Source organism: Trinickia sp. (genome assembly GCF_051953405.1).
GTDB lineage: Bacteria > Pseudomonadota > Gammaproteobacteria > Burkholderiales > Burkholderiaceae > Trinickia.
This window is the reverse complement of sequence record NZ_JBQCIV010000075.1, coordinates 60,167-77,566: the sequence shown is the minus strand read 5'-3', so window position 1 is coordinate 77,566 and position 17,400 is coordinate 60,167. Positions and strand designations below refer to the sequence as shown.

11 protein-coding genes are annotated in these 17,400 nt (G+C 61.0%); 2 read left to right on the top strand and 9 right to left on the bottom strand.

The genetic code is table 11. The features are described from left to right. Window position 1: 1 nt before the first annotated feature. From ACTHN9_RS13015 to ACTHN9_RS12990, 6 genes are all read right to left on the bottom strand, one after another. Entirely contained in the window at window positions 2-1,426 is a 1,425-nt protein-coding gene (locus ACTHN9_RS13015; RefSeq protein ID WP_440537176.1) for a UDP-glucose dehydrogenase family protein, read from the bottom strand. A gap of 429 nt (window positions 1,427-1,855) precedes the next feature. Further along, entirely contained in the window at window positions 1,856-2,905 is a 1,050-nt protein-coding gene (locus ACTHN9_RS13010) for a transposase (protein WP_440537175.1), read from the bottom strand. A 456-nt stretch (window positions 2,906-3,361) separates the two neighbouring features. Next, complete coding sequence (locus tag ACTHN9_RS13005) at window positions 3,362-3,943, bottom strand: DUF3501 family protein (RefSeq protein WP_440537174.1); 582 nt, start codon at window positions 3,941-3,943, stop codon at window positions 3,362-3,364. A gap of 35 nt (window positions 3,944-3,978) precedes the next feature. After that, a complete protein-coding gene (locus tag ACTHN9_RS13000; RefSeq protein WP_440537173.1) occupies window positions 3,979-5,316 on the bottom strand; it encodes a heterodisulfide reductase-related iron-sulfur binding cluster in 1,338 nt (445 codons plus the stop codon). 170 nt (window positions 5,317-5,486) lie between these two features. After that, window positions 5,487-5,909, bottom strand: a complete 423-nt coding sequence (locus ACTHN9_RS12995) for a rubrerythrin family protein (protein ID WP_440537172.1) — start codon at window positions 5,907-5,909, stop codon at window positions 5,487-5,489. A 340-nt stretch (window positions 5,910-6,249) separates the two neighbouring features. Then, window positions 6,250-8,445, bottom strand: coding sequence for a beta-glucosidase family protein (locus ACTHN9_RS12990; RefSeq protein WP_440537171.1), 2,196 nt, complete (start codon window positions 8,443-8,445; stop codon window positions 6,250-6,252). A 676-nt stretch (window positions 8,446-9,121) separates the two neighbouring features. On the opposite strand from ACTHN9_RS12990, the gene ACTHN9_RS12985 reads away from it, so the two are divergent. After that, window positions 9,122-10,630 (top strand): sensor histidine kinase, encoded by a 1,509-nt coding sequence (locus tag ACTHN9_RS12985; RefSeq protein ID WP_440537170.1) that lies wholly within the window; start codon window positions 9,122-9,124, stop codon window positions 10,628-10,630. After that, window positions 10,627-11,640 (top strand): response regulator, encoded by a 1,014-nt coding sequence (locus ACTHN9_RS12980; RefSeq protein WP_440537169.1) that lies wholly within the window; start codon window positions 10,627-10,629, stop codon window positions 11,638-11,640. The genes ACTHN9_RS12985 and ACTHN9_RS12980 overlap by 4 nt, the downstream gene beginning before the upstream one ends. 41 nt (window positions 11,641-11,681) lie before the next feature. Here ACTHN9_RS12980 and cqsA read toward each other — a convergent pair whose 3' ends face one another. The 3 genes from cqsA to ACTHN9_RS12965 form a co-directional block, all read right to left on the bottom strand. Then, a complete protein-coding gene (gene cqsA, locus ACTHN9_RS12975) occupies window positions 11,682-12,959 on the bottom strand; it encodes an alpha-hydroxyketone-type quorum-sensing autoinducer synthase (RefSeq protein WP_440537168.1) in 1,278 nt (425 codons plus the stop codon). A 346-nt stretch (window positions 12,960-13,305) separates the two neighbouring features. Next, window positions 13,306-15,024, bottom strand: a complete 1,719-nt coding sequence (locus tag ACTHN9_RS12970; RefSeq protein ID WP_440537167.1) for a dihydroxyacetone kinase family protein — start codon at window positions 15,022-15,024, stop codon at window positions 13,306-13,308. Window positions 15,025-15,260: 236 nt separating this feature from the next. Beyond that, a complete protein-coding gene (locus ACTHN9_RS12965) occupies window positions 15,261-17,207 on the bottom strand; it encodes a lysostaphin resistance A-like protein (RefSeq protein ID WP_440537166.1) in 1,947 nt (648 codons plus the stop codon). Window positions 17,208-17,400 lie beyond the last annotated feature (193 nt).

Genomic DNA, 17,400 nt, shown 5'->3' with positions numbered 1-17,400 from the left:
ATCAGGCGAGGACAGCGGCGGAGCGACCGAACACGGCCAGCGCATCGTCGGTCAGCTGAAGTCCGGCGCCCGGCCGCCCAATGGAGTAGTACTCGATACCGAGTTCCTCCATCGCGAGCGGTTCGTAGAGGTTGCGTCCGTCGAAGACGATCGGTTGCTTCAAGCGCACTTTGAGGCTATCGAAATCGGGGCTCTTGAACGCCTTCCATTCGGTCACGACGACGAGCGCATCGGCGTTCGCTGCGGCCTCCATTTGATCATCCACGAACGTTAGGCGCGCCAGGGCCTCGGGTTCGCCGCGCAGATCGGACGCGAACGCGCGCCTCGCCTCCTTCAGCGCGACGGGATCGAATGCCACCACGCGTGCGCCGCGCTGGAGCAAGGCCGCGATGAGCACGCGGCTCGGCGCTTCGCGCATGTCGTCGGTACCGGGCTTGAAGGCCAGACCCCAAACGCCGAATGTGCGCTCGCTCAGATCTTCGCCGAAACGCGCCACGATCTTGCCGACGAGCACTTGCTTCTGCGCGGCATTGACCTCGGAGACGGCATCGAGGATGCGCAGCGTCTGACCATGCTCCTGCGCCGTTTGCATCAAGGCGCGCACGTCCTTCGGAAAGCACGATCCGCCGTATCCGCACCCCGCATAGAGGAAGTGATAGCCGATACGCGGATCGGAGCCGATACCGTGCCGGACCGCTTCGATGTCCGCACCCACACGCTCTGCGAGATTCGCGAGTTCGTTCATGAACGAGATGCGCGTAGCGAGCATCGCATTCGCCGCGTACTTCGTGAACTCCGCGGAACGCACGTCCATGAACAGCATGCGATCGCGATTGCGATTGAATGGGGCGTACAGGCGCTTCATCGTGTCGCGCGCACGCTCGCCCGGCGCGTCGTCGTCGCACCCTACCAGGATTCGTTCGGGCCGCGTGAAATCCTCGATCGCCGCGCCCTCTTTGAGGAACTCCGGGTTCGAGACGACCGAGAACATCGCGTCGACACTGCGTTGCGCCAATTGCTCGGCGATGACTTCGCGCACGCGGCGCGCCGTTCCGACAGGCACTGTCGACTTATCCACGACGACGGTAAAGCCGTCGATATGGCGCCCGATTTCGGCGGCCGCCGCTAATACATATTGCAAATCGGCGGAGCCGTCCTCGCCGCTCGGCGTGCCCACGGCGATGAAAATCGCTTCACGCTCGGTCATCGCGCGATGCGCATCGGTGGTGAACGACAGTCTGCCCGCCGCGTGGTTGCGTGCGACGACTTCGTGCAGGCCCGGTTCGTGAATCGGAATGCCGCCGGACTCGAGCATGCCGATCTTGTCTTGATCGACGTCGTAACAGCAGACATCGTTGCCGACATCCGCAAGGCATGCAGCCGTGACGAGGCCGACGTAGCCGCAGCCGATGATGGTCACATTCATAGGTGGCCTTTCATAGATCAACGAGAAATGGAGCAGCGAGGGGCAGGCGCCCGCCGGTGGGGCACACGTGCCCCACAAAGCATCCATCTGGCGCCAACAAAAAGGCGCCGGCAAGCGGGGCAAAATCCGAAAAATATTTCGGCCTTGCATACGGCGAAAATCTTTTCGAATTTTGTTGTGGCAGACGCCAGAGGCTGCGCGCGAACCTGTCGTGGTGGCCGTTACGGTTTTTTTGTCGATTTACTTCCTGTCACACTTAACCGGTCCCGTTGCTCGATGAAACCTCGATGACATCCGACGCATTCTTCCCATCGCTGCGCCCATCGCTTCACGCGAACGACACACGCGCGACGCGATTCGCGCTCGCGGCCGAGGTGGCGACGCGAGCGCGTGGAGAAGACTGCTGGGCAATTTTTACAACGGAACGTGTCAAGCGTGGAACAGCAACTCCGGCGGCTTGCTATCGCCGCGGCCGTCCGCATGGGGGGGCAGCAGCCAATCCGCCGTGGTGCGGCTACGGATCATGCTCGGATCGAGCATGCGCGCGGGCTGGGCCGCCGCGGCCAAGGCAGGCGCGGCCGAAGGCTCAGCCTCGGGTGCAGGCGCCACAGGAGGCGCCGCGGCCGCGGAGGCCGTTTCCGTGGAGGCTTGGCGAGCCTGGGCGGCGGCTTCGTGCCGATCGATCCAGTCGCGCGCCCATTCGAGCGCGTAGCACTCGGCCGTCTCGGGTTCGCCGAAGCGCGGCCCGATCAAACCCGAACGTTCAACGCGCCGGCCGTTCTTGACGATCTCCGCGGACGCGCGATAACAGAGTTGAAGCTGCTTGGCGACCGGCTGGGCCGACGCATGGATCACGTAGTCTTCACCGTACGCTTCGGAACGCTTCGTGACCGTCATCGAATCGACCGGCGGGGCGTCGCCGGGACGATCGCCCGCGCCGCGCAGTCCCGCGCCGGGAGTCGGCGCCCGCCGCGAAGAGGCGACGACCGCAAGTTCCCGCCGGGCGGTGTTCGCACATACGCCGTTCGCCGCATTCGTACCATTCGCCTCCGCCACCATGCCCGCGTCGACGGCTTCGCCGGCGACATGCCACGACTCCGGGTTGGTCCAGAACACACCGCGCAGACGCGGCGATTCGGGCGTAGGCGACGGTGCGGCCTTCGGGGCGGCCTGGACGGTGGTGTCCGGCTGGGGAACGTAGGCGAACGTTCGGCCAAATTCCGATAGGATCCCAACGATCTGAGCGAGGGTGCCATCCGCAAGCCAATCGTCGAAACGGCGTCGGCACGTGGGCCCGGAGGGATAGCGCGCCGGCAGCTTCGACCATCGCTCGCCTGTCGTCAAGATCCATAGCACCGCGTTGGTCACGACACGCGGCTCGGCCCGAGGCCGGCCACGGCGATGCGGATGGATAGGTTCGTCGGCCGCCAGCGGCGCCAGGCGAGCCCACTCGTCGTCGGTCAATTCCTCAAAGAACATGTTTTTCTCCCCGCAGCCTGGCCGGGCTGCGACACTTGGTCGTCGAGAGAACGCCCCATTCTCGGCGACCGCCAGGTTGCACAAATTGTTTTGTTTTCGGTTACCGCCAATCAAAAACGCACGCGGGCTGTGCGGCTTTGCCCTTGGTTGACGCACAAAATACAGCCCCGCTCATGCATGAGAAAAGATTGCAGAAAGCATACCATCGCGACGACGTAACAAAAATCATGCCACGCCTAAATGGCGCGCATATCGATCACCCGAGCGAGGTCTCGGCATGCGTATGTGAATTCCTGAGAGGTGTCCATATTAGAATATTTTTTGCGGACCGCAATCCTGGCATATGTAACGAAGTGATTCCAAATCGATTTCATCGCTCATAACGACGCGTGGAACTGTCATCTCGCGCAATAAACGAAACGCGCAATCGTTTGCGTGGAGCAAACGTACCCTAATTCATCTGACGTCCACCAGTAGGGCTTTTCGGACAACCGGATCAACCAGCATAGGCTCCACGGGGTAATTCGGGTGGTCGCAGCCCAACAGCAGCGGGGCCCCTGCCTGCAACGCCATCTTCATCGAATCGGTCAATCCGAAACATAAAAAATGGACAGCGGAAGTTTTTTCACCATTCTCCCGCTCTAGGTCCTCGTCCGCGACCGCGTAGACCGGGGGCTCGTCGCCCACGCGGATATACACGCGATCCTCGATTCCAATTAGCCGTGCAAGGGCCGCACGCCGCTCCGCTTCGTTTTCGTACTCGATCTGCATCGTCGCTTTGAGATTGCTGCCGTCCGGCACCAACGGTAAATACGCCTCTAATTCGGAAGCGATTCCCGCTTCGTCGAAAATTTTTTCTATATGCAGCATTTCCTGTATCTGATACCGAATTGTCGTTTCGTCTTCGAACAAAAAAGTCAGATGATTGCCCAGTTGCACGCACCGATTTTTCTTGTGCTCGATCACGTGGGCACGCATGCTGTCGCGAATCTTCGCGTACGCCTCAAGTGTCAACAGGGAGTTGCGTGAGATGGTCATTTACATTTCCTCGCAAAAGTTAACATGATTGCGTGCTAGATCCCGTACGCCCTGCGCAGGAGCGAAAGCGGGTGCGACAGCGGCGCGCTCGGTGCGCCGCTCTCCTGAATGCCCTGTTCGATGTGATGCCCAGCAAGCTGGCAATCGGAGGCGATATACGCAGGGGCATGCTCGGCCATCGCTTTGAAGACGGGCGTACCGATCCGCATCGCCGTTGCGTGAAATTGCTTCTTCACACCAAACGTGCCGGCATGTCCGGAGCAACGCTCCACTACTTTGAGTTCCGTGCCGGGTATCAGCGAGAGCGTGTCGTATGTCTTTCGGCCCAGGTTTTGGACACGCCCGTGACAAGGCACGTGATAGGACACCGTGCCGAGCGCATGCTTGAAGTCGGTCTTCAATAGGCCATCGCGATGGCGCGAAACGAAGTATTCGAACGGGTCCCAAAATGCTTGGGCCACTGTCTTCACATCGTCATCGTTCGGGAACATCAACGGCAACTCTTGCTTGTACATCAGCACGCAGCTCGGAATCGCAGCGATGATCGCGTAGCCTTCACGCGCATAACGGACGAGCGCGGGGATGTTCTTCTCTTTTTTCGCGGCCACGCCTTCGAGGTTGCCCTGCTCCAGCAGCGGCATGCCGCAACAGGCCTCTTTATCCACGAGTACATACGCAATCTCATTGTGTTCGAGCACGGCCAGCAGATCGTGACCGATGCCGGGCTCGTTGAAATTGACGTAACAAGTGGCATACACCGCAACCTTCCCGGGTGTTCGCTCGCCGTCGCGCACGGGCGTCTCGGGCGACGCTTTCGCGTGCGAGCGGAACTTGCGTTTTGCGAATGGCGGCAACCATGCATGGCGATCGACACCGAGCGTCGTCTCCATTGCGGCGCGCGCGGGCTTCGTTGCGTTCACCGCATTGATCGTCTGCGTCACGATCGGGATACCGGCGAAATGACCAAGCGCGTCGGTATTCGACAACACCTTGTCGCGCAGCGCGACGTCGCCCTGCTTATAGCGAGCCGCCTTTGCGCGCAACATCAAATGAGGGAAGTCGACGTTCCACGGATGAGGCGGTACGTATGGACACTTCGTCATGTAGCACAGGTCGCACAGGTAGCACTGATCGACGACCTTCGGAAACGCCGCATGATCGACATCGTGAGCTTCGCCGCTGTCGGTTTCGTCGACCAGATCGAACAGGGTGGGAAAGGCGCCGCACAACGAGACGCAGCGGCGGCATCCGGCACAGATGTCGAAGACGCGAGCGAGTTCCTTATCGATGGACGCCGCGTCGTAGAAATCGGGGGAACGCCAGTCGAGCGGATGGCGCGTAGGCGCCTCGAGACTGCCTTCTTTATGGGGCATAGCGTGACGCTCCGTGACGTCTCGCGCGTCACCTCACGACGAACGCGCGCGGACGAAAGAAGCGCGCGGCGCTCGGAAAACATGCACCGCGCGCGTGAGGTCGCGCCGTCGATCGATTCGGCGGCGCGCGAACGGACGATAGGGGCGATGTTGCGGTGGGCGTGCCGTCCTTAATCCGATAACGCCTCGAGCGCTTTCGTGTAACGATTGGCGTGGCTGCGTTCGGCTTTCGCCAACGTCTCGAACCAGTTGGCGATTTCTTCGAATCCTTCTTCGCGTGCCGTCTTCGCCATGCCGGGGTACATGTCGGTGTATTCGTGCGTCTCGCCCGCGATCGCCGCCTGCAAGTTCTGCCGCGACGTACCGAACGGCAGACCGGTTGCCGGATCGCCTACGGCCTCGAGATATTCGAGGTGACCGTGGGCGTGGCCGGTCTCGCCTTCCGCCGTCGAGCGGAACAATGCGGCAACGTCGTTTTGGCCTTCCACGTCGGCCTTCGCAGCAAAATAAAGATAACGGCGATTCGCTTGCGACTCGCCGGCGAACGCCGCTTTGAGATTGTCTTCCGTCTTGGAGCCTTTCAACTGAGCCATTGTGAGCCTCCTTCGTGGACCGGCGCGCGGCGCGAGGCACGTGGCCGATGTCTTATGCGGTATCGGGGATGGGTGTGCGCGGCCACGCTCCGCAGGGAGCGCCGCCTACTTCAATCTAGGACGACACCGTACCGTTCCCCAATTGGCATTTTCTATGCGGGCGATAGGCTTTTTCGGCGGGGGTGCGAAGGGGCTGGCGAAGCGACTGTTGGTCGACGGTTTTCGCATTCGCCAGAACGCAAGAATGCAAGAACGCAACCGGCCGAGACAAGCTCGGCCGGTCTTCGTCGTTATCGAACGATAGAGAACGATGCGAACGTGGGGCGTTGCCGGCTACCGATCAATGCTCTTCGAGCCGGATATCCCGTGAAGATGCACCGACGTAGAATTGTCCGCCGGTGGCGAGCTTCCAACCGTTTCGATTCGTATCCCACACACGCCGCATTTGCGCGGGAATTTCCACGCGTACCCTACGCGCTTCGCTGGGGTTCAAGCTGACCTTCTCCCATCCGACCAGCCGCTTCGGCGGTTCGACCGGATCGTTTAGCCCAGCGAGATACACCTGCGGCACTTCCGCGCCCGCCACGGACCCATCGTTGCGTAGCGTGAACGACACGGTGGCGGAGTGATCGTGGTGTTCATGAACGCGCAGATCCGAGTAGGCAAAGTGCGTATACGACAGGCCGTGTCCGAACGGGAACATCGGTTGAATATGCTCCGCGTCATACCAGCGATAGCCCATCTTGAGCCCTTCCGAATACACGGGATTTTGCGCGATCGTGCCGTTGTTCCATGTCGGCGTATCGGCGTCGCGCAGCGGGAACGTCACCGGCAGTTTGCCGGAAGGATCGACCTTGCCGAAGAGCACGTTTGCGATCGCGTTGCCGCCGCCTTCGCCGGGGTACCACGCCTCGACGATCGCGGGAACTTGATCCTTCCACGGCATCAACACCGGATTGCCGCTTTCCACCACGACAACGGTGTGCGGATTCGCCTGCGCGACCGCTTCGACGAGTGCATCCTGGTTGGACGGATTAGCGAGGGCTAGGCTCGTCAACTCGCCGAAGTCCTCACCGCCCGATTGCGTGACGAACACGATCGCGACATCCGACTGCCGCGCCAGGTTCACGGCCGCATCGATCTCCTGCTGCGTGTAGGCCCTGAACGGCGCGTTCATGTCCTCGCTACCCGCGAACGTGACCGTCGCATTCGGCGCGAGATTCTTCAGTGCCGTCGTGATCGGCGTGGGCAGCTTGATCCACGGGTTCGGCCACCAGCTGCATCCGGTCGACGTCGGGAACGTCAAACCGCCGCAGCCGGGGAAGGCGCCCGTCACCGGATCGCGCGTATCGCCCGAACCGCCTCCCGTGATCACCCCGACGTCCGCATGGCCGCCGATGACGGCGATATGCTTCACGCTCGCGGCATCGAGCGGCAACTGACGATCCTGATTCTTTAGGAGTACGATCGATTGCTCCTCGGCGTGTTGCGCGAAGGTGCGTGCGGCGTCGAAGTCGATCGGCTGCCCGCCCTTCGGCGGGTCGTCCATGACGCCCGTTCGGATCATCACGTACAGCTTGCGACGCACCATATCGTCGAGACGCGCTTGCGTGATCTGATGGCTGTCTAGGGCTTGCTTGACGAGCGCAGGCGTGAGGAACACGGTCGGGCCGACGTCTTCTTCCTCGTCCAAGCCCGCGTTGATCGCCTTCGCCGTACTATGGGCGGCGCCCCAATCGGATTGAACTTGCCCGGGGAAGCGCCAATCGCCCTTCAGCACATCGTTCAGCACGTGCTGGTTTTCGCAAGCGTAATCGCCGTCGATCTTGTTGTAACTGCACATCACGCTACCGGGCCGGCCCTGTTCCACCGCGAGTTCGAAGGGCAGCAGATAGAGTTCGCGCAGGGTGCGTTCGTCGATCGTATCGTTGCCGCCCATGCGGTTGGTCTCTTGCTCGTTGCCGACGTAGTGCTTGATCGTCGCAATGACCTTGTTGTCCTGCGTGGCACGCGTGCGCGCGGCGAGCATTTCGCCGGCCAATACCGGGTCCTCGCCGAGGTATTCGAACATGCGGCCGCCGCGCGCCTCGCGCGCGAGGTTCGTACCGCCGCCTAGGCCCATGGCGAAGCCTTGCTTACGCAATTGATGCGCGATAACGGCACCGAACCGATAAGCGAGCATCGGATCCCAGCTCGCCGCGAGAGCGATGGTGGCGGGGAACGTGGTGCTGGGCTGAACGGTGCTGCCGGAGCCCGTCGCAGAATCGACCATGTCGATGCTTGGGATGCCCAGGCGCGGCACGCCTTGGATGTAGCCCGCGCCACCGCCCGGCACGTCGCTCATCTGGTACTCCGAGTGGATCAATTGCAGCTTTTCGTCGAGCGTCAATTGCTTTACGAGCATGTCGGCGCGACGGTGCGCCACGTCGTCCATGAATGCGTTGTCCGCCGCCGGCGCGGCGGCATGCGATGCGCTCTGCGCGAAGACGCAAAGTGCGGCTGAAGCGATAGCAAGGGATAAGCGCTTGACCTGCATGGGTTTGTCTCCGTGATTAATGGGTATGCACCGCTTTGCTGCTCTTGCATGACGCCGCAAAAGGGCGAGCGAAAGCTCGAGACGGCCGTCTCGGTACAAAGCGTCTTACGGATGAAACTCGGTCATGCGGCGCGGATCGCCGTTGATGCCGGCGCACGACACCGGCGAAATCGGGTTACCGCGGGATGTAGCGAAACTCCGGGCTTAGTAATAGTGCATAAGTAGCCTGACTACAAGGGGGAGTTGGAATGCATTTTGGGATATGAGCGCCGGTGGCGTGAAAACGGCACTATTTACATCAACTATTTTAATATCCGAGATAAGCCAAACCAGAATCGGAAATTTTTATCGAACTAGAGCCGCGCTGCGCGGCGTGAACACGGGTGGAAACGGTTCACCCCTTGCCGCGCCGCATCCATCGTGGAAACGTACTCACGCGCAGGGCGAGCTGTGCGCACGTGCCCAGCATGCGCAAATTCGACGGGCGATGCCAAAATGATCGGACTTTATGTTGTTACTGAATACCAAGCCTCATGTTTAGAGGCCGGCCGCCGACCGTGCGCGAACGGGGCCAACAACAAGCGCAACGGTCGGGTGCGTTGACGAAGGCATCCCAAAAAGGAGCGAGGTTTAGTTTCTGTCAAATGAGTTTTTTTAAACTCGATTGCGACGGCAAATGAATTCCATCTCCAAACCAGCACGGATTCACCCGGCTCATACGGCAGTTAGCGTGGACAGCGAGGGATCGTCGGTCATATTTTTACTCGTCATGGCCCGCACCCACGCACAATTGGTGCACAATACTCGCGCATTAATTTCAGAAACTCCGTTCGACTCATCGAGAGGCACTATGCTCCTGCTTCGCCTAAGCGATCGGATGCGACGAGGCGTTAGCAACGCGTTTGCACCTGCATTGCGCAACATGCAATACGCTCAGAAGCGGTTGCTGCCATTTGCTGTACTCGCGATCGTCGGATTCCCGCTCTATTACTACGTTTGGCACGACGTCTTTCCACAGCCCTACGAGAATCTGACGCTCCGCCTAATTGGTTCCGCGCTCTACGTGCCCATATTGCTGCACAAGCGCTGGCCTGCGAGGGCAAAGCCGTACCTTCCGCACTATTGGTACGCCGCGAACGTTTATGCGTTGCCGTTCTTCTTCACCTTCATGCTGCTCAAGAACGATGCGTCGAGCGTGTGGGTGGAGAGCGCACTGATCGCATCGTTCGTGATGGTATTGCTGCTCGCTTGGTTCGTACTGATACTGAGTTTTATCGCCGGTGTCGGTCTCGCATTGCTCGCGTACTGTTTAACCACCGCATCGCCCCATCTCGGAGCGTCGCTGCTTGCGCAACTGGCGATTTTCTCTTTCGCCGTCGCCATTGGCGCGATCGGCAACTACGACGCCGCGCGCATTCGGGTGGAACAGGAGCGCGCGATGTTAGCCACAGCCGGAAGCGTGGCCCACGAACTGCGCACCCCGCTGCTTGCGATTCGCGCGGGCGCGTCGGGCCTCGCTCGTTTTTTGCCCACGCTGCTCAAATGCTACGACGTGGCTCAAGGCAGCGGGCTTAGCGTCCCGAAAATTAGGCTCGCGCATTTATCGTCGATGCACGGCGTGCTTCAGCGCATCGAGCGGGAAGCGCTGCTTTCAAACTCGATGATCGATATGTTGTTGGTTAACGCCAGGGTCGCGAGCGGTTGCGATCACCCCATGCAACCTTGCTCCATGGCGGAATGCATTCGCACGGCGCTCGAGCGCTACCCGTTCCGTGATCGCGAGCGCGATCACGTGCAGGCCGACGTTGCCCACGACTTCATTTTCGACGGCTCACAGACATTGATGGTGCATGTGCTGTTCAATCTAATCAAGAACGCGCTTAGATCCCGCAGGAACGTCGAGGACTCGAAAATTTCCATTCGCCTAGCGCGTGGGCACGACCTGAACTATCTCTACTTCCGCGATAACGGGGCAGGCATTGCTCCGCGCGTGCTGCCTCATATCTTCACGCGGTTTTACACATCCTCCGAGCAGACCGATGACGTTTCGCTCGGGGCAGGTATCGGTTTGGCGTTCTGCCGCGATGTCCTGCGTTCGATAGGCGGCGCAATCGAATGTACGTCGACGGAAAACGAGTACACCGAGTTTGTCCTGACCTTTCCTGTACCACCACAACGATCATGATCCAGCCATTCGCCTTTCCGACCACCGTGGGCTTTGTCGACGACAACGCGAATTTTCTCGCCAATTTAAGCCTTCAGCTCGACGCACGGCTCGCATTTCGATTTTTCAATTCAGCGGAGCACGCGCTGGATGCGGTCAACAATGCCGCGGCGTTCGCGCCGACCACCGAGCGCTTCCTCGCTCGATACCACGATCGCGCCGAGCAAAGCGACGATCAAGAAGTCATCGCGATGCGTATCGATGCGATCCGCCGACAGGTGAACAATGCCCGGCGCTTCGAATGCACGTCGGTTCTGGTCGTCGACTACGACATGCCGGACATGAACGGTCTCGAACTGTGCAGACGCATCAAGCATCCGGCCCTCAAAAAGATTGTGCTAACCGGCAAAGCCGACGAGCACCTCGCGGTCAAGGGCTTCAACGAGGGCATCATCGATCGCTTTATTCGAAAACAGGACCCTGGCGCATTCGAGGCGTTGAACCAGGCCATCGACGAAATGAAGGACGCCTATTTGCGCCACACACAGAGCACAGTCGTCGATGCGCTGGCACTCTCGGAATACCGCTTTCTTAGCGATCCCGCGTTCGCGACAAAAGCACGGGAGATCTTTAAACAATTCGATATCGTCGAGCACTATGTTTCGGTTCGCCCGACTGGCTTACTCATGCTCGACGGTGCCGCTACGCCTTTCCTATTCGTGGTCTATGCGGAAGACGCCCTACGGGCGGCACGCGAAATCGCCATCGAGCGCGACGCTCCTTCCGAGTTTTTTGTGGAATTGGACGAGCGCCGCAGCGTGCCCTACTTTTGGGAATCGGATGGCATCTTTCCGATCGAGCGAGAATCGTGGCGCAGATATATGCATCCCTCGTTCGTCGTACAGGGACAGGAAATGTACTCGTGCGCGCTTATCGAACGCCCCCAAGGCCTCGATCTCGGGACAATCTTTCCGTACGACGACTACTTGGACCAACTCGATCGTGGGGCGCAACTCGCGTGGGGCTCATAGGAATGAGCCCCACGCGCGGCTCCGCTAGCCGCTGCACAACATTACGCCGCGCACTCCTCGGCTCCGATTTTCGCAGTGGCGCGTGGCGTCGCACGCATCCGGCGTGTCGACGCCCACTGATCGAGCCCTACCTCGTCGCGAATAGCCTCGCAAACACTGACGATTCTTTGCAGTTCTTCTTGGTTCAGCGAGGCATGAACGGACAACCGCATCAGCGCACGATTCTGGGCGGTGGCGGGCGCACAGAAGACGGAACCGAATATGCCTCGCGACTCGAGCGCGTCGCGCAAAACGATCGTTCTCTCTTCAGTACCGGATTCCAACGCGATGATTTGGCTCACACTGCCGTTTAGGTTGTAGCCGAGCTGTGTCAACTGTGTGCGCAAATAGTGGGCGTTCGATGCGAGCTTGGTGCGCCTCCATGTCTCGTGCTCGATGACCCCGATTGTCGCGTCGATACCCGCAATTTCGTGCGGCAGCAAGGTAGAGCTGAAGATCGCGGGGCGCGATTCGAACTTGAAATAGTCCTGAAATCGTCTCGAGCATGCGATAACGCCTGCGCGTCCCGCAAATGCCTTCGCCAAGCTCGCAGTCCTGAAATGGACGCGCTCTGCCAGGCCAAGCTCGACGACTAACCCCGCGCCACCCGGGCCGTGCGTCCCCAACGAATGCGATTCGTCGACAACGAGCACGCAGCCATGACTGACGCCGGTATCGACAATAGCAGTCAACGGACACATACTGCCGTTCGTGCTGTATATGGAATCGACGATGACGACACCGGGCCCGTTTCGGCGAATTTGCCGTTCCAGGTGATCCACATCGTTGTGAAAGAAGCCTACCGCGTTGGCGCCCGCGGCGCGCACGCCTTCCCATAGCGACATATGGGCCAGCATATCGATATAGACCGGAGTTCCGGAAGACGCAATCGATTGGAGCAAACCCGTATTTGCGGCGTAACCCGATTGACACAAAATCGAAGCCTCGGACCTCAAGAAGTCGGCCAGTCGATCTTCCAGCGCTAAAAGCGGATTCTCTCCGTGCAAGAAAATTCCCGACATCAGCAAGCCATTGCCGTCGGCCAGAATCGCCTCGCTCATCGAGTGCAGAATTCTCGGGTGTTTGGAAATCGAAAGATAATCGTTGCTCGATAGGTGCAACGCGTCCAGTCCTGGCCTCCGTCCGCGCATAATGTGACCGCCGCCCCAGCTTCGCGCCACTCTATCTTCGTAATATCCCTGGACACGTGCAGCAACAAATTCCGGCAATGATGCGTTCGTGAAACCGAGAACCGTTTGTTTTTGGGAAAAATCGTGCATCGTTAGCTCCTATTAAGTAACTGCGCATATGCGCAGCGACTTGATAATGAGCCACGTGGCGGCCGAGGGATAATTCTTAACGCTCCGGAATTGACAAAGATCTGTCTCGACCGAAGACGAAATCGATCGAATCGAGGATTTCGGTCACGCAATCGATTGCGCACTTCCCAATGCGCTTCGCTCGTGGAGGCATCGAGTTCCCGAATAAGCTCACTATTGGCTCGGTCGAGATGTCGCGATGTCGCGATGCACCGGCAACCCGTCATTCAAACCGACGGCACCGGGTCAACGGCAGCGACGCGGGCGCATGGGGAGTCGCGCCGACGCGTCGCCGCGCTGGTACCGCCTAACGCGTGCCGATATACGGCTGCAAAGCCTTCAGCCAGCACGCGACGGCCACCGCGCCGCCGTCGGGCGAGCCGATCGCGCGCGCACCGAGATAACTTGCGCGCCCCGCGCGCGGCGTCATATGCGCCGTCTCCTGTGCGCCGGACTCCGCGGCACTCACTGCAGCCGCCCAAGCCTCGCCAGCCTCCAGGCCCGACTTGAGGCTTCGGTCGAAGGCATCGACGGCGGGCACCAATGCGTCGAGCATCGTGCGATCTCCCGGCTTCGCCCCGCCCAATTCGCCGATCGCGTCGGCCGCCCCCGCCATGGCCGCCGCCCAATTCGCCGCCGTGGGACTCGGATGATCGGCAAGCACGCGCGCGGCCCGCAACAGCGCCGTGGCATAGAACGGCCCCGAACTCCCAGCGATCGCCCGACGCAACGCCATGCCGAGCGCGGCCAGCGCCTTGTCGGGCGCCCCCAGCTCGCTAGCGGGAACGGCCAGAATCGCTTCGGCCGCGCGTCGCATGCTCGCCCCGAGATCGCCGTCACCCGCTTTCGAATCGAGGTCGGTCAAGATGGCTTCTTGGTCGAGCAGCGCATGCGCAACGGCTTCCAGCGCGGGCCGGAACCTGTTGGACCATCCCCGGTCGTCGCGATCGGCCGCTGTCGGCGCGCCCGCCTCCGATGCTCGTGCTGAAACGGCGGGCTCGACACGAATGTGCCGATTGACCGCCCCGCCGCCGGGCCATGCGCGCGCTTGCGTGTCCGCGTCCAGCAGCGCCAGCATGTCGTCGTCGAGACGCAACAGGGAAATCGAGCAACCCGGCATGTCGAGCGCCGACAAAAACGTGCCGGCCCACGCTCGTTCGATCTGGACGTCTCTGGCGCTAAGGCTCGCAAACGCATCGCGTAAAACGACCGCCAATTCCATCTCCGGCGTCGCTCCCAGCCCGTTCACCAACAACGCAACACGCTCGCCGCCCTTCAGCGCCAAGTCCTCGACGATGTTGGCGAGCAGCGTTTCCGTCAGTTCGTCGGCCTTCATCGGCGCAGTACGCTCGACGCCTTTCTCGCCATGAATGCCGAGGCCGAGTTCGATCTCGTCGTCCGCCAGACGAAAGCCGGCCTTCTCCGCCCCCGGCAACGTACATCCGTCGAGTGCGACCCCCATCGTTCCGAGGTTCGCGGCCGCTTTGCGCGCAGCGGCGGCGACCTGTTCCAGCGAGTACCCCTTCGCCGCGGCCGCGCCGGCAATCTTATGGACTAGGACGGTTCCCGCGATACCGCGCCGCTGATGGCGGTCGATCCGACCGCGCAGCGAGACGTCGTCCGCCACCGTCACGATTTCCACCAGTATCCCCTCCGACCGCGCCAACTCGGCCGCGAGGCCGAAGTTCAAACGGTCGCCCGTATAGTTCTTGACGATCAGCAATGCGCCGTTCTCGCCGGCTGTCGCGCGTATCGCCGCGAGCACCGCATCGGTGGACGGGGACGTAAATACCTCGCCACAGACGGCGGCACTGAGCATGCCGTCGCCGACGTACCCGCCGTGCGCCGGCTCATGGCCGCTCCCGCCGCCCGAAATTAGCGCAACGGGGCGTTTCGCCGGTTCGGGGAGCCCTTGGCGAACGAGGACGTTCTCATCGCCGAGTATCGCGACATGGGGGGCTTGCCCTGCTATCCCTTCCAGCATCTGACGGACGACAGCGGACGGATCGTTGATCAGTTTCTTCATTGGCAGTCTCAAGGGTAATGGGCCTAGCGGGAGCCGAGCATGCCAGTCGTCCCGACCGACTTATTGAAGATGGCAATGCCCCAAAAAACAAGGACGAAGGTCCCGATCGACACCGCGCGCCATGTTCGACAAGGCGCCCGAATTGACGCCGCGTCGAAACGCAGGCGAACTCGAGGGCCGGGTAACGCCACAAAAAAGCCGGCGCGAGGCCGGCCGAGAGACGGGCTGGCTAACCGCTACGTACCCGTGAGCGAAAACACGAAGATGGCGTTATTGACAGCGTGTAGCAAGATCGGCACGGCCAATCCCTTGGTCTTCTTCGTAAGCCACCCCGCGGTCGCCCCCATCGCAAGGAGGTAAAAGAAATGCGTGCCGTCCTGATGCATGGCGGCAAACACGAACGCTTGGACGAAGTTGGCCCAACCGAAGCTCAGATGCCGCGACAAGCCGCCTAACAGACAACCTCGAAAGACCAGTTCCTCCATGATGGGAACGCACAACGACAGCACGATCAACGCGAGCGGCACGCCCCCTAGCGACACGGCGCCATGCAAAAGTGCAACGGCCCACGTCGCGTTAGACCAGGTGAACTGCGGCCCGTGGCGGTGCGCCAACCACTGAAATACATCGTATCCAAGGAGCGCAGCGGGAAGCAGCAACCACGCGAGTTTCCATTTGCCCGTACCCAGCCACTCGCGCCATGAAAGCAGCCTTCCGACCGAGACGAGTCCCACCGCGGCAAAACACAGTGTCCACAGATACGACACCGCGACGCGCGTTTGCCAATCGACGCGTGCAACGCCGCTCGTCGGCGACACCGATGCGTTCCCGCCGAAACGAAGCATCGTCACCGCATAGAGCGCCAGCAGAAGAATCGACAGCCCGAGCCACGCATGCCGCAGCCCGACACGTTCGAACAGCGGCGTGCAGTCCTTGCCGATTCGATGTCGTACGGTACCGCGATAGTGGGCAGGAAACATCAACAGCGCTGGCGCGGCGGCAATGCCAAGCAGGTAGGTGATGAGACTGACGGCGAGGGGAAACAGGTCGGCACGACCGGCCACGGACGGATCGAGGCGCAGCAGGTGCGCATAGGCCGAGGCAAGCGGCGTCGCATTGTGCGTCGACGCATACTGATCGCGGATGATGGCGGTCGCGGTCTTCGCATCACCGGCATCGAATGCGACGTTGAGACGGAATTGCCGGTTTTGCGGCGATTCGTTTTTGCGCGAAGCGGTATCGGCGGACAGCAGCGCGTCGGCACCCTTCGCATCGCCGACGTGTTCCAGCGCTCGTGCCGCTGTGTAGGCGTCGATCTTCAAGCCGGCCTGTTGCGCGCGATGCAACTCATCCTTTGCGGCATTGCCAGGCAAAAGCTCCGCCGCGGCGCTGATTCGTTGCGTTTCCTGCCACCAGAACTTCGGGACCGGCGCCGCGGCAAGCAGCTTGGCCGCCTCGTCGGTTTCGCCCTTCTTCGCGAGGTAGCGCATGGCCGGGACGAGTTGCAGATTGGCGGGATCGAGGTGCGTCGCGAGAATCGCCTCGTTCCCCGCGCGCTCCTCATCCTTCGCCTGCGCGTATGCGCGTGCTAGGGCGGCATGCAGGCGCGCTTGCTGAAGGACCGTCCAATGCGACGAGCGCTTGACCAGCGGTTCGCCGAAATCGATCGCCGGTTTGGCGGCCTTATGCTCGAGCAAAAAGAGGGCGATATCCGTATCGGACGGATACTGCTTTTCGAGCGTCGACTCGCAGGTGCGGAAGTCCTGCCATGCCGCATCGGCCCAAGGCGAATCGTCCACGCTGCCGAAATGCTCGCTGAAGCGGCATGCAGCGAGGGCTAACACCGGGTCGTCCGGATGCGCTTGGATCGCTTGCTTATAGGCGGTCAACACCTGATCGTAGGCGGTTTTTTGGCCCTTTTCGACGATGTCGGTCATACGATCCGCCGTGCGGAGATCGTCGATGCCTATGCCGGGCGCTTGCGACGCCGCGACGTTGCCGGCGAACAAAACGGCGAACGCGAAGGCGGCGACGAGTTTGAAAACGATGCTGAGCCCGGCGCTCGAAGCCGAGCAGGTTGGCGGCGCCACATGCCGTTTATTTGGTCGCGCGAACGTCGAGCGCGCGTGCTTCGAATCGACGGCCGCAGCCGTCAGCCCCGTACGGTGTATCCGTAGTTCCATTGGTCTAACTCGCCGGTGCGTCTATGCCGCCATGAATGGCGATCCTGCGCCCGGTGCCTGTGGTCGATTATTTACGTTGCGCCGCCGTCGAATAGCGCGACGGCGGGCGGCCCCCGATACAACAGGTAGATGCTATCAAAGGAAATGTGTGGTGGATACTTAAGACGACCCGGTTGGCTCGGGCTTCATTCCG